This window comes from Hymenobacter segetis (assembly GCF_038448715.1).
GTDB lineage: Bacteria > Bacteroidota > Bacteroidia > Cytophagales > Hymenobacteraceae > Hymenobacter > Hymenobacter segetis.
Window position 1 is genome coordinate 16422 of record NZ_JBCEVZ010000036.1, and the last position, 14172, is coordinate 30593.

Genomic DNA, 14172 nt, shown 5'->3' on the forward strand with positions numbered 1-14172 from the left:
TGCGATAATTGATTCATGTTTTTTCATGGCTATTGGCAAAAAAATGCGATGGGCAGAAAAGGTGCCGGGCAGCTGTTACACTGCCTATTAGCCGCAGCACAGCCCCAGGCGACGAGCCGGCACACCATTCTAAAATGCGGAGTCATTGGGTGCGCCGCTGCTTGGGCGCAATGCGCGGCCGGGCCGGCAGCGGGGCTACCGGGTGCAAGCGCATGGGGTGCTGCAAGTGCAGCACCAGCCGGAAGGGGAACCCGATTATCAAACGGTAGCCGGGAGTGGGGCTTCAATGCTCAAGGCGATGCGCGCAGGGCTTCAACGCCTGGTTCAGCGTACCCGCGGGCGGGTGCTGCGCGGCGGTATTTCGGAGTGAAGCAGGAAATACCCAGCCGCTTTTCAGGCCGTAAATCACGGCCTCATCATGGAATGAAAAGCCTGGCTATCCATCCCTAATTATATATTCTGCTGTCGGAAACGTGTAGTTAAGGTGACATAGGAATTATATTTTGAGGTGAACAAAAAATCATCCTACCGCTCAGCTTTCCCTCACCAAGCCACTACTGGCGCGTTGAAGCGCTTCTCCGGCAGGCAATCAAATATAACATATTATATATCATATACTAATAATATCCCTCACGCGCCACCATTAATAAAATGCTATGTACTACCCCCGCTTGAATTAACCCGAAGTACTGCTTGGCTAGCCGGATATACGGCTTCCTGCAAAGGCCTACAACCTACCGCCCCACCGCTGCCTCAAACGGCGGAATCTCCTCCAGTCGCTCGTTGGTCCGCGTCGCGAAATCGACCCGCCAGCAGTAGTGCACCAGGCCGTTGGTGAGCAGCAGCAGCGGTGCGCCGATGGTTTGGTTGTAGGTGGTGGCCTGCCGGGCCACGGCGGCATCAATCGCCACCGAGGGCGCTTTGCACTCCACCAGCAGCAGGGGCTGGCCGGCGGGGTCGAGGGCCAGCAGGTCGGTGCGCTTCTGGCGCTGGTTGTAGCGCAGGCCGCGCTCCAGGGCCAGCAGGCCGCGCGGGTAGCCCAGGTGGTTGATTAGATAGTGCACGACATGCTGGCGCACCCACTCCTCGGGCGTGAGCACGACGTGCTTGCGCCGCAGCCCATCCCAGATGAGTGGTTGATTTGTGGCCGATTGCGTAAGTTTGGCGTCGAAAGGCGGCAGGTCCAGGGCTTGCATCACCTCCAAAGGTAGGGGTCTGGTATCGAGTGACTGAGCAACTGAGTGGCTAAGTGACTCCGAAACGCATACCCTTTTCTCACTCCCGAACTTAGCCATCCCGCCACTCAAAACACTTTTATGAAGACCAAAGAAGAGATTGTCAACAACTGGCTACCGCGCTACACCGGCGTGCCGCTGAGCGACTTTGGGCAGTACATCCTGCTCACCAATTTCAGCAACTACGTGTACATGTTTGCCGAGCAGTTCGAGTGCGAAGTGCGCGGGCTGGACAAGCCCATGCAGACGGCCACGGCCAATGGCATCACCATCATCAACTTCGGCATGGGCTCGCCGATGGCGGCCACGGTGATGGATTTGCTGTCGGCCATCAAGCCCAAGGCGGCCCTGTTTCTGGGCAAGTGCGGCGGGTTGAAAAAGACCAAGCTCGGAGATTTGGTGCTGCCCATCGCGGCCATTCGCGGCGACGGTACTTCGGATGACTACCTGCCCAAGGAAATCCCGGCCCTGCCCTCATTCCGCCTGCAACGCGCTGTCTCGTCGATGATTAAAAAGCACGAGCTGGACTACTACACCGGCACGGTGTACACCACCAACCGCCGCGTGTGGGAGCACGACCAGGATTTTAAGGACTACCTGCGCCGCGTGCGCGCCCTGGCTGTGGACATGGAAACGGCCACCATTTTCGTGGTCGGCTTCATGAATGACATCCCGCACGGCGCGCTGCTGCTGGTGAGCGACAACCCGATGACCCCCGAAGGCGTGAAAACCTCAGAATCGGACTCGAAAGTGACCACCGATTTCGTGAAGCGCCACCTGCAAATCGGCATCGAGTCGCTGCAGGAGCTGCAGTTCTCGGGCGAGTCGGTGAAGCACATGCGCTTCGAGTAAGGGGCTCTTGATTTGACGACTCCGGAACGTCATGCTGAGCGAAGTCGAAGCATCTCTACCGTGAGAGTAATTCATTTACTGTTGCGGTAGAGATGCTTCGACTTCGCTCAGCATGACGTTCTTTTTTATTCTTTCTTACCAGAATTCTTCCGCTCAAAATTCTTCGTATGGCGCTCCGCTCCTGTTTCCATTTCCCCAAACTCGCCGCGCCGCTGCTGGCCCTCGCGTTGCTCAGCAGCTGCTCCGCGAAGCGCGAGGCCGTGGATTTGCTGGTTACCAACGCCACAGTCTACACCGTCGATTCGACCTTTTCTAAGGCCGAAGCCTTTGCGGTGAAGGATGGCAAATTTGTGGCCGTGGGGCCGGCGGCTGAGCTGAAAGCGAAGTACCAGGCGGCGCAGGAAGTGGACGCGGGCGGCAAGTTCATTTATCCCGGTTTTTACGACGCGCACTGCCATTTCTACCGCTACGCGCTGGCCCTGCCGAGCGCCGATTTGGTGGGAACAAACTCGTGGAAAGAGGTGATTCAGAAGCTACAGGAGAACCGGAAGAAATACCCGCAGGCTGCCTGGCTCACGGGGCGCGGCTGGGACCAAAACGACTGGCCCAGCAAGCAATTTCCAACCAAGGACACGCTCGACCAGCTGTTTCCCGACGTGCCCGTGCTACTGGTTCGCGTGGACGGCCACGCCGCACTGGTGAACCAGAAGGCGCTGGATTTGGCCGGTGTCACGGCCCGCACACCCATCAGCGGCGGCATTATTATGCGCGATGCGCAGGGCCGCCTCACCGGCCTTTTGGTGGACAATGCTACCCGCCTGGTGAGCAGCAAAATCCCCGACCCGGCCCCAGACGAAGCCGCCCAACTCCTGCTGCAAGCCCAGCAAAACTGCCTGGCCGTGGGCCTCACCAGCCTCGCCGATGCCGGCCTCGACAAAGCCAACATCGACCAGATGGCTGCCCTACAGCAGCAAAAGAAGCTCAAGCTGCGCCTCTACACTATGCTGAACCCGACGCCGGAAAATCGGGCATTTTATCTAAAAAATGGCCCGGTGCTGACGGACCAGCTCACCATCAATTCCTTCAAAGTGTACGCCGACGGCGCGCTCGGCTCGCGTGGGGCCTGCCTGGTGAAGCCCTATGCCGACCGGCCCAAGGAAACCGGCTTTCTGCTTTCGACCGAAAAGCAGTTCCGCGCCCTGGCCAAAGAGTTGGCCGCGTCGAAATTCCAGATGAATACCCACGCCATCGGCGACTCGGCCAACCGCATCATCCTCAATATCTACGGCGAGGCGCTGCACCGCCAGAAGGACCGCCGCTGGCGCATTGAGCACGCTCAGGTTGTCACCCCGGCCGACATGCCCAAATTTGGGCAGTTCGGCATAGTGCCCTCGGTGCAGCCTACCCACGCTACGTCGGATATGTACTGGGCCGGCGAGCGGCTGGGTGCTGAGCGCCTGAAAACGGCCTACGCTTACAAAGAGCTGCTGAAGCAATACGGCCAGCTGGCGCTGGGCTCCGACTTTCCGGTGGAGAACATCAACCCGCTGTTCGGCTTCCACTCGGCCGTGGCCCGGCAGGATGCCAAGAACTTTCCTAAAGGCGGTTTTCAGATGGAAAATGCCATTTCGCGGCCCGATGCCCTGCGCGGCATGACCACCTGGGCCGCCCACGCCGGTTTTGAGGAGAAGCGCAAGGGCCAGATTAAGCCCGGCATGCTGGCCGATTTCGTGGTGCTGGATACCGACTTGCTGACCGCGCCGAAGGAGAAATTGCGCGCTGCACAGGTGCTGCAAACGTGGATTGGCGGGGAGTCGGTATTTACCAGAAAATAGCAAAACGCTAACGCAGAACGGCCGGCTGAGCGATGCTCAGCCGGCCGTTCTGCGTTAAAAAATCCTGATGGCTAGCGCTGCGGGGCTTCGTCGGCCGAGCCGCCGTAGATGGCGGGCACGGGGATGTCGAGCAGGCGCAAGTACACCGAGAGCTGGCCCCGGTGGTGAATGAGGTGGTTGAGCACCATCACGCGGGCCACCATGATGCGGGGCATGGCCATGATGGTTTGCTCGCCGCGGCGCATGCTCCACATTTCCCAGAAGGTGGCGTCGTCGACGTCGGCCAGGGCCTGGCGCAGGGTTTCGCCGTTCAGGTCGAAGCGGCGCAGGACTTCGTCGGTGTGAGTGGGCGAAGGCGGAAAATGGCCGGCGGCCATGTCCGTTTCAGCGCCTTGCAGGCTGATTTGCAGGAAGCTCACCAGGTTGGCCATGTGCGAGGCCAGCGTGCCCAGCTTCATGCTTTTGGGGTGGGGCTGCCAGTCGAACTTATCGGTGGGGATGCGTTCGAGCAGGCGACGGGTGAGGGCCAGTTCGCGCTGGGCTTCCTGGGCCAGGGCGGCCTGCGGAGTGAGGCGGCTGGGGGCGGTGGTGGTTTCGCTCATTGGGTTGGGAACAAAAAAGAGAAAGAAGGTGAACGGGCTGATTGGTCGGCACCGGCTGCTAGACGCACCGGGCCGCCAATTACTTTACCGGCTCATCGGGGCACCCATTTCAGCGGCTGCCGAGGCGGGCGGTGGGCCAGGCAGAATTATCGGCCCCAGCGAATCTTCGCGCAGCTTCTTGCCGCGCAGCTGGAGCAGGAAATAAAGGCCCAGGATGAAGAACACAATCAGGGCCAGCAGGCTGTTGCGCATCGAGCCGGTGACCTGGTTGATAATGCCGAACGTAGCCGTGCCGATGACGATGCTCAGCTTCTCGGTCACGTCGAAGAAGCTGAAGAAGGCGGCCGAGTTGGGCGTGTTTTCGGGGATGATTTTGGAGTAGGTGCTGCGGCTCAGGCTCTGGATGGCACCCATGGTGAGGCCGATGACGGACGCCAGCGCGTAGAAGCTCCAGCCGGCCTGCACGAAGTAGCCAGCGATGCAAATCAACATCCAGATGAACACCGACCAGCTCAGCGCCCGCGTGTTGCCGATGCGCTCGGAGAGCTTGGCGAACAGGTAAGCGCCCGCGATGGCCACCACCTGGAGCAGCAAAATGGTGAGGATGAGCGCGCCCGATTCGAGGTGCAATTCATCGGTGCCGAAGAGGGTGGCCACGTACATCACCGTTTGCACGCCCATGTTGTAGGTGAAATAGGCGAGCAGGAATTTCTTCACGTTGGGCAGCTGCTTGAGCTGGTCCCACACCTTGCCCAGCTCGTGGAAACCGTTTAGCAGCCAGCCGCCTTTGGCTTCGGGGGCATCGGCGGGACGGCCGCGGTCGGGCGGCAGCGTGGCGAAGGGAATCTGGGCGAAGCCGGCCCACCACAGGCCAGTGAGCAGGAAGGAAAGCTGCGCGGCCCGCTCGGCCCCAATGCCGATTTTATCGTGGAACTGATTAATCACCAGGCAGGTCACCAGCAGGATAACCGAGCCTATGTAGCCCATCGAAAAGCCCTTGGCCGAGAGCGAATCAAACTTTTCCTCCGAACTGATTTCGGGCAAATAAGAATTATAGAACACGATGCTGCCCGAAAAACCCACCGTGGCCGCCACGAAAATGAACGTGGACAGCGTGAGCGTGGCCGGCGAGAAGAAGAACAGGCCCGCGCACGAGGCCGCCCCGATGTAGCAGAAGATTTGCAGAAATAGCTTCTTGCGCCCCGAAAAATCGGCCAGCGAGGTGAGGAAAGGGCTGACGATGGCAATGAGCAGGAATGACACCGAGATGGCGTAGTTCAGCAGCGACGAGCCGGGCACCATCATGCCTAGGAAGCTGACGGGGCTCTGGCCGCTGTCGGAGTGCGTAATCTGCTTGATGACGCTGGACCAGTAAATCGGGAAAATCGAGCTGGTGATGACCAGCGGGTACACCGAATTGGCCCAGTCGTAGAACGTCCAGCCGGTGGTGATGCGCTTGTTGTCTTTCTCGAAGCCTGGGGCGGCAGCGGAGGGAGTCGAAGTTGGGGTCATAAGTGGGCGCCGGGAATGTGTGGGGTTGCGCCGGGGAAGGTAACGGGTTTTTACGGCTCAGGTTGGGCCGGGCGGGAATACCGGAGGCCGGCGGGGCTCCGCCAGCGCCAGACCAGCCGGCTTTGTCCCCAGCCCGGAGGAGACTTTTCGGGGAGCGTGAATAAATATTCAATAATAACTATATTTAGACTGTGAGAGCAACGCAGCTCTTGCGCACATCCTCCCGTCTATGACTACATATCCCTCCCTCACCTTGGGCGGCTGGTGCCGCGCTATTGCGCTCCTGGCCCTTGGCATGCCGCTATTGCTGGCTTGCAGCAAAGACAGTGATTCGCCCACGCAGCCCGCCACCACCTACGGCACCTCCGTGACGATTGGCACCGGCGCGGCCCGCAGCTTTGTATCAGCTGATGCCAACGGCAAGCCCACCGAAATTGGCGTGGCCGTGAACGAAGCCGCCCTGGCTAGCCTGCCCACCACGCCGGCCACCGGCATCATGTACGACATGCCGTTGCCCGCCAACAACGCCACCTCCCAGATGCCATTCGACCACATTTCCTTCGACTGGAACCCCAACGGCCACGACCCGTCCCCCATCTACACCCTGCCGCATTTTGATGCCCACTTCTACATGCAGCCCATGGCCGCGCAGCACGCCATCACCCTCGACGACCCCAAGGGCGACATCTTCCCGGCCTCTAACAAGCTGCCCGCCGGCTACATCACGGCGCCCAACGTGGCGCCCGCCCGCACCATCCCCATGATGGGCCGCCACTGGGTAGACCCCACCAGCCCGGAATACACGCCGGGCACGGCCTTCACCCACACCCTCATCTACGGCACCTACGACGGGCACGTCACCTTCGTCGAGCCCATGTTTACCAAGGCCATTCTGGTGCCCGCCGTGAGCATCGAGCGCGACATCAAGCAGCCGGCCGTGTATGAGGTAACGGGCAAGTTCTTCCCCACCAAATACGTCATCCGCTACAACGCGGAGAGTAAGGAATACATCATTTTGCTGAAGGACATGGTGCTGCACTGAGGCGATATGCTACGGCTTTAGCGCCGCTCTGCCCAAGCTTTGGACGTTGGGCGGGGCGGCGCTTGCGTTTGTTTGAATAGGGAATATCGTGGATTGGGGCGGGGAAAGCGGTTATTGCCCTCGTGGCGGTATAAGCAGAATTATCAAATCGCTAAGCAGGACAATAAATCCAGGAATTCACCGGAACTTCACCCCCGGAAAGTCAGGCCCTGCCCCCAGCAGGGCTTTTCCTTTTCCATAAGCAGTTCTTTTTCCCTCCACCTCCACCCCTCTTCATGCGTCGTACCCTTACGCGTTGGCTCTGCCTGGGCAGTGCCTTGTTTGCCTTTTCTGATACGATGGCCGGCACCCCGGCCGTGGCCCCAGTGCCGACAGATGCCCACCCGCTGCGCTTCGTGCCCAACCAGCGGCAGTGGCAGAGCCCCATCCTGTTTGCGGCCGACATTCCGGCCGGACGGATGTTTCTGGAGCGCGGCCGCCTGCTGGTGGCCCGCTACGATGCCCCCGCCGTGGACCGCCAGCACCACGCCGGCCCCGCCGCCGCCCGCGAGCGCATCGGCGGGCACGCCTACTCGGTGAGCTTCGTGGGGGCCAATGCCCGACCCGCCGTGCGCGGCGAGCAGCCCACCGGCGAGCATATGAACTACTTCCTCGGCAACGACGAAAGCCGCTGGGCTACCGACGTGCCCGCCTTCACCGACGTGCGCTACCAGCAGCTTTACCCCGGCACCGACCTGCGCTTTTACTCGCGCGGCCCGGTGATGGAGTACGATTTCGAGCTGGCTGCCGGGGCCGATGCGGCTCGCATCAAGCTCCGCTACGACGGGCAGGAGTCGCTGGCCGTGGTGGATGGCGCGCTGCAAATCGGCACCAGCGTGGGCCGTGTTACGGAGCAAAAGCCCTATGCTTACCAAGTGATTGAGGGCCGCCGCGTGGCCGTGCCCTGCCGCTACGTGCTGGGGCCGCAGCACACGGTGAGCTTCGGCCTGCCGAAAGGCTACGACCACACCAAGCCGCTCGTCATCGACCCCGTGCTGGTGTACTCCACCTACTCCGGGGCCACGGCGGCCCTGAACTGGGGCTACACCGCCTGCCCCGATACGCTGGGAAACCTCTACGCGGCCAGCATCAACTTCACGGCCGGCTACCCCACCACCACCGGGGCCTACGACGTGAGCTTCAACGGCGGCGATACCGACATCGTCATCAGCAAGTATAATCCCCGGGCCGCTACCGGCACCAGCAGCCTCGTGTATGCCACCTACCTGGGCGGCACCGGCAGCAACTCCGCCCGCGACTACCCGCACAGCCTGGTGACCAACGGGGCCGGCGAGCTGGTGCTGCTGGGCAGCACCGACGCCAACAACTACCCCACTACCACCACCGCCTTCGGCCGGGCCCTGAGCGGCCCCACCGACCTGGTGGTGTCGCGCCTGAGCGCGGGCGGCAACCAGCTGCTGGCCTCCACCTACGTAGGCGGCACCGGCATCGACGGGCGCATGGACACCGGCATTGCCCTGTACCAGAACTTCGGCGATGACCTGCGCGGCGACGTGATTCTGGACCGCACCGGCAACGTGTACTTTACTTCGGTGACCCGCTCGACCAACTACCCCAGCACCGGCGGCTTCCAAATCGCCCGCAGTGGCGCGTCGGATGCCGTGGTCACCAAGCTCAACGCCGGCCTCACGGCGGTGGTGTGGAGCACCTACCTGGGCGGCACCGGCAATGAGTCGGGCTACAGCATTCAGCTCGACAGCCTTGATGGCGTGTTTGTGGCCGGCGGCACCACCAGCACCAACTTCCCGGGTACCACCAACGGCCTCAATGCCACCGCCCGCGGCGGCATCGCCGACGGCTTCGTGGCCCACATCAGCCCCAATGGCAGCCAGATGGTGCAAAGCACCTACCTGGGCACCAGCAGCTACGACCAGGCCTTCTTTGTGCAGCTGGGCCGCCAGGGCTCGGTGTACGTGCTGGGCCAAACCACCGGCACCTATCCCGTGACGGCCGGCACCTACCGCAACGCCAACAGCCGGCAGTTTATTCACCGGCTGAACTACCAGCTGAACGCCACGCTGTTCTCCACGGTGATTGGCAGCGGCAGCGTGGGCACCTTGCCCAACATCTCGCCCACGGCGTTTCTGGTGGATAACTGCGGGCAGATTCTGCTTTCGGGCTGGGGCGCGGCCAACGTGGCCGGCCTGCCCACCACCCCCGATGCCCTGCTGGCCACCGCGCCCAACTACCGCGTCACGGGCACCACCTTGTCCAATGACAACATCGACAACAGCTTCGGCTACCTGTACGTGATGCAGCTCTCGCCCGGCGCGCGCCGCCTAGTGTACGGCACGTACTTCGGCACCGGCACCACGCACGTGGACGGCGGCACCTCGCGTTTCGATAAGAAGGGCATCATCTACCAAGCCATCTGCGTGCGCCAGACCCAGAGCGGGCAGCGCGCTCCGGCCATCCTCACCACGCCCAACGCCCTGGCCCGCACCCAGACCAACTCGAACCAGACCTCCAGCGCGGCCTTCAAGATGGATATTGCCCGCCTCGATGCCAGCTTCGTGCCGGCCGCCAACGGCGTGGCCAATACCCGCGTGGGCTGCGCGCCGCTCACGGTGCTCTTCACCCGCGCCACGCCCTCCAACAACGGCACCACCTGGAACTTCGGCAACGGCCAGACCTCGACCCAGCCCAACAACGTGCTGGTGACCTACGCCGCGCCTGGCCGCTACCCCGTGCGCCTCACCGCGTATGACTCGACCAGCTGCCAGGCCGCCGTGGTGGGCCTCGATACCGTGACGGTGCTGGGCCTGCCCCGCGCCGCCCTCGGCCCCGACCAGACGGTGTGCCCCGGCTCGTCGGCCACGCTCACCGTGCCCGCCACTCCCGGCCAGCCCGCCACCTATACCTGGAGCCCCGCCGCCGGCCTGAGCAGCACCAGCGGCCCCAGCGTGGTAGCCACGCCCACCGCCACCACCCAGTACATCGTGACGGCCACCACGCCCGGCGGCTGCATCAGCCGCGACACTGTGGTAGTGAACGTGCGCAATCTTTCCGTGGCCATTCCGGCCGTGGCGGCGCTCTGCCCCGGCACCACCGCCACACTGACCACGGCCGATGCCGGCCCTGGCGCTACCTATACCTGGAGCCCCGCCACCGGCCTCAGCGCCACTACCGGCCGCACCGTAACGGCTAACCCCACCGCCACCACCACTTACACCGTGCGCGTGACTACGGCCACCGGCTGCACCGGCAGCGCCACTGTGGTGGTTACCCGCCTGGGCGTGCCCGTTATCCGGCTGCACGCCGCGCCGCTGCTGCCCATCGCCGGCAATCTGGTCACCTTCAACGACACCCTGCCGGCCACCTCGCTACTCACCAACCGCCGCTGGGACTTTGGCGACGGCCAGACGGCCACCGGCCTCGCGCCCACGCACACCTACGCCGCCCCAGGCACCTACACCGTGCGCCTGAGCGCCGATGTGGCCACCAGCGGCTGTCCGGTAACGGCCACGCTGACGCTGGTGGTGGCCCCGGCCCGGCCCTTCGAGTTCCCCAACGTCATCACGCCCAACGGCGACAAGAAGAACGACGATTTCCGCCCCTACGTGAGCACCGAGCCCGTGACGCTGCAAATCTTCACCCGCTGGGGCCGTAAGGTATTCGAGCAGGCCAACTACACCCAGGGCTGGGGCAGCGCCCCCGACGTGGCCGCCGGTATCTACTACTACCAGCTGCGCACCGCCGCCGGCCAAACCTGGAAAGGCTGGCTCGAAGTGGTAAAATAGCTTCGGTACCAGGCCAAGAAAAAGCCCGCTTCCTTGATTGGAAGCGGGCTTTTTCTTTGATGCTAATACGGGGCCCGGAATGATACTTCAGCCCGGTGCCGGAACCTTATCGAGTCGAAATTGCTAGCCAACCTTCGCAGTCGTGGCATCGTGGGCCAGCAACACTACGGGCGGCATAGCGGCCGCGGCAGCTTCCGCAGCTTCTTTGGCCTCGTTGCCACTTATCACCTTGGCATATTTGGCTTTGCGGTTGATGAAGCGCTTTTCAAAAAAGTCGTAGGACAGCGTGGCCATTAGCACGACCAGCCCAACCACTAGCGGGTACAGGATGGCATCATGCAGCAACCCAACCTTTTGCAGCAGCCGAATGCTGAACACGATGACCACGGGGTGAAACATGTACAAGCCGTAGGAAATCTTGCCCAGGTAATTAGTCCAGGCATTCTCCATGGAGAAAATACGCCCCGGATTGGCGGCGAAATTGCAAATCAGAATGCCAAACAGCACGGCATATACCTCGTAGTGAAAATAGGGAATATGCAGGCCGGTCGAAATCAGCCCCACAGTCAGCAGCAGCGTGGCCCACTGCACCGGTTTGGCAAACAAAACACCTCTTAAGCGGGCCGCGAAAGCCGACTGCTCGTTGAGAATGACGGCAAACAAGCCCCCAATGGCCATGCAATCAATGGGCGTAGAATCCCAGAATCTGATGCAGACCCTCATCAGCGGGCCGAGGGGCAGCACATAGCCAAAGCTATGCTTCACCACCGTGTAAAATCCCATCACGGCAAACATGAGCAGCCATTTGTTCTTCACTGCTTTGTTGAGCACGGGCCATACCAAGTAGAACTGCTCCTCCGCGCCGATGGACCACGCTTGCGAAACGTAGGGAATCATCCCAAACACGGTAAAAGCCATGTTGGGCAGAAAAAAGAGGTAAAGGGCCAGTTTCGTTCCCAGTTCATGCCACACCACGCTGCGCGGAAAGGCATCCTGCGTAAGAAAGGGAATGAACGGGTAAACGAAAAAGGCCAGCCCAATGGTCAGGAAATACAGGGGCCAGATACGCAGCATGCGGCGCATGTAAAAATCCCTAATGCTAATGGTGTGGGTAACCTCCTGCTCCTTGAAGAGCAGGTAGGAAATCAGAAACCCGCTAAGGGCGAAAAACAGCACTACGCCCAACTTGCCAAGCATCCCCACCACGGCATTATTCCAGTAGTTGGGGATGTGCATGTCAAACTTTGACTGCTCGGTATGGTGAATGACGACCAGAAATGCCGCGATGAAGCGAATGGCATTCAGATTTTGGAAATAAACTTTTACGCTACTGGTTGTGCCCGTCATCGTTGCGCATATTTACCATAATTGAATACAATAATTAACAATAATGTAAGCCAGTATATAGCAGTGCTATTTCTTTTTCCCACCAGTGCGTCGCATTAGGTCTGGCGCGTCAGGCCGTGGGCGCAGGCGTGTTCCCGTATCACCACCATCTAAACGTTGGGCGTGAAATCAGTGGTATGTATGGCCACGGCGGAAGCCGGCGTAGCTGGTGAGGCCTTTGCAAAGGCACAGCTTTGATGGGTGTGCACTTCTAAGCTGTTTTCATCGATTATGCGTGCACACAGCAGTTAAAAAAAGCCCTGGCAACACTGCTGACGAGTGTTTCTCAGGGCTTTTTTAACGGCTTGTTGAGGGGATGGGATTCGAACCCACGATGAGCTTTTGACCCATACACACTTTCCAGGCGTGCTCCTTCGACCACTCGGACACCCCTCAAGGATGGTGGTTGATGGGGCAAAGATAGGGCGGCTACGCTGGCCGGGCAAGCGGAATGTAGCGTGGACTCTGCGAGTCCGCGCGTGGGCCGCTCGATGCGCGGACTCGCAGAGTCCACGCTACAGGGTGATTTCGCCGCGTAAGTCGGTGGCCAGCAGCTCGCGGGTATGGGCTTCGCTCACGCCCAGGCCCAGCACGAACATGAGCTTGGTCACGGCTGCTTCGGTGGTGATATCTTCGCCGCCCACGATGCCCATTTCCGCGAAGCGGGCGCTGGTTTCGTACTTACCCTGCACCACGCGGCCTTCCTCGCACTGGCTCACGTTGAGGAGCCACACGCCGCGCCGGCGGGCCTCGGCCAGGCAATTGAGAAACCATGGCGCGGTGGGCGCGTTGCCCGAGCCGTAGGTTTCGAGCACGCAGCCGCGCAGGCCCGGCACGCTCAGCACAGCCGATACCACCGCCTCCGTGATGCCGGGGAACAGCGGCAGCACGGCCACGCCGGTTTCAAGCTGCTGGTGCACCTTGAGCCGCGCACCGGGCAGCAGGCGAATGCTTTTATCGTCGAATTCCAGGCCGATGCCGGCGCGGGCCAGTGGCGGGTAATTCTCGCTCTTGAAAGCGGCAAACTGCTGGCTTTCAACTTTCTTAGCCCGGGTTCCTCTAATGAGCACATCGTTGAAAAACACGCACACCTCAGGCACGCGCACGGTGCCGGCGCGGGGGTGCCGGGCCGCCGCGATTTCCAGCGCCGTGATGAGGTTGCGCTGGGCATCGGAGCGGTTGGCCCCCACCGGCACCTGCGCCCCGGTAAACACCACCGGCTTGCCCAGATTCTCCAGAATGTAGCTCAGTGCTGCCGCCGAATAGGCCATTGTATCGGTGCCGTGCAGCACCACAAATCCATCAAAATCAGCATAATGCCGGCCGATGAGCTGGGCCAGAAAAAGCCAGTCGGCGGGCGTCACATTGCTGCTGTCGATGGGTTCGGGCAGGCTCAGCAGCTCCAGCCGGAAGGGCAGGCGCGTGAGCTCGGGCATCTTGCGGTCGAGCCGGCCGAACTGCATGGGCACCAGCCCGCCGCGGCGGTTCACGGCCATGCCCACCGTGCCACCGGTGTAAATGATGAGCAGGCGCGGGGCCGTGGCGTCGGCCGCATCGGCACGGGTGGGCAGGGGCAGCAGGGGCAGGTCGAGGTTGTCGGGCATGGGTGGGCGAGGTTGAACGGACAGTAAGAACGGCAAACTCCCCTCCTTACCAAGGAGGGGACATTTTTGCGCAGCAAAAATTGGGGTGGTTGTGGCGTTGCTTTGGCGTTGCACAAAGTTGGGGCGAAATGGGCGCATGGCGGCTGGAAGCAATTAGGCTTCATTACTACCTCAGCTCAACGCCACAACCACCCCAGTTGGGCCTGCGGCTCAACATCCCCTCCTTGGTAAGGAGGGGAGTTTTTCCGTTCACCTCACCTTTTTCCGCCAACAAACAGCCCTGCTTCCCTGTCCATCGTATTGC

Annotated in this window: 9 protein-coding genes and 1 tRNA gene; 4 read left to right on the forward strand and 6 right to left on the reverse strand. The window is 61.4% G+C overall.

All coding sequences use genetic code 11. From position 1 onward, the window contains the following. Window positions 1–734: 734 nt before the first annotated feature. Complete coding sequence (locus AAFH49_RS14395; RefSeq protein WP_342299246.1) at window positions 735–1196, reverse strand: type I restriction enzyme HsdR N-terminal domain-containing protein; 462 nt, start codon at window positions 1194–1196, stop codon at window positions 735–737. Window positions 1197–1316: 120 nt separating this feature from the next. Between AAFH49_RS14395 and AAFH49_RS14400 the strand changes: the two genes are divergently transcribed. Together AAFH49_RS14400 and AAFH49_RS14405 are read left to right on the forward strand one after the other, a co-directional pair. Further along, window positions 1317–2087 (forward strand): AMP nucleosidase, encoded by a 771-nt coding sequence (locus tag AAFH49_RS14400; RefSeq protein WP_342299207.1) that lies wholly within the window; start codon window positions 1317–1319, stop codon window positions 2085–2087. A 167-nt stretch (window positions 2088–2254) separates the two neighbouring features. Continuing rightward, the gene (locus tag AAFH49_RS14405; RefSeq protein WP_342299209.1) at window positions 2255–3922 is read left to right on the forward strand and encodes an amidohydrolase; all 1668 of its coding nucleotides are present in this window, start codon (window positions 2255–2257) and stop codon (window positions 3920–3922) included. 71 nt (window positions 3923–3993) lie between these two features. Here AAFH49_RS14405 and AAFH49_RS14410 read toward each other — a convergent pair whose 3' ends face one another. Both AAFH49_RS14410 and AAFH49_RS14415 read right to left on the reverse strand, forming a co-directional pair. Further along, window positions 3994–4524, reverse strand: coding sequence for a DinB family protein (locus tag AAFH49_RS14410; RefSeq protein ID WP_342299211.1), 531 nt, complete (start codon window positions 4522–4524; stop codon window positions 3994–3996). Between the two features lie 84 nt (window positions 4525–4608). Beyond that, the gene (locus AAFH49_RS14415; protein ID WP_342299213.1) at window positions 4609–6036 is read right to left on the reverse strand and encodes an MFS transporter; all 1428 of its coding nucleotides are present in this window, start codon (window positions 6034–6036) and stop codon (window positions 4609–4611) included. 229 nt (window positions 6037–6265) lie between these two features. On the opposite strand from AAFH49_RS14415, the gene AAFH49_RS14420 reads away from it, so the two are divergent. Both AAFH49_RS14420 and AAFH49_RS14425 read left to right on the forward strand, forming a co-directional pair. Beyond that, complete coding sequence (locus AAFH49_RS14420) at window positions 6266–7078, forward strand: DUF5602 domain-containing protein (RefSeq protein ID WP_342299214.1); 813 nt, start codon at window positions 6266–6268, stop codon at window positions 7076–7078. 275 nt (window positions 7079–7353) lie between these two features. Beyond that, window positions 7354–10878, forward strand: a complete 3525-nt coding sequence (locus AAFH49_RS14425; RefSeq protein ID WP_342299216.1) for a DUF7948 domain-containing protein — start codon at window positions 7354–7356, stop codon at window positions 10876–10878. Between the two features lie 123 nt (window positions 10879–11001). Here the strand turns inward: AAFH49_RS14425 and AAFH49_RS14430 are convergent, their stop codons facing one another. From AAFH49_RS14430 to AAFH49_RS14440, 3 genes are all read right to left on the reverse strand, one after another. Next, window positions 11002–12225, reverse strand: coding sequence for an acyltransferase family protein (locus AAFH49_RS14430; protein WP_342299218.1), 1224 nt, complete (start codon window positions 12223–12225; stop codon window positions 11002–11004). Between the two features lie 347 nt (window positions 12226–12572). Then, window positions 12573–12660: transfer RNA gene (locus AAFH49_RS14435), tRNA-Ser, on the reverse strand. 119 nt (window positions 12661–12779) lie between these two features. After that, the gene (locus AAFH49_RS14440) at window positions 12780–13868 is read right to left on the reverse strand and encodes an asparaginase (protein WP_342299220.1); all 1089 of its coding nucleotides are present in this window, start codon (window positions 13866–13868) and stop codon (window positions 12780–12782) included. Between the last annotated feature and the right edge of the window lie 304 nt (window positions 13869–14172).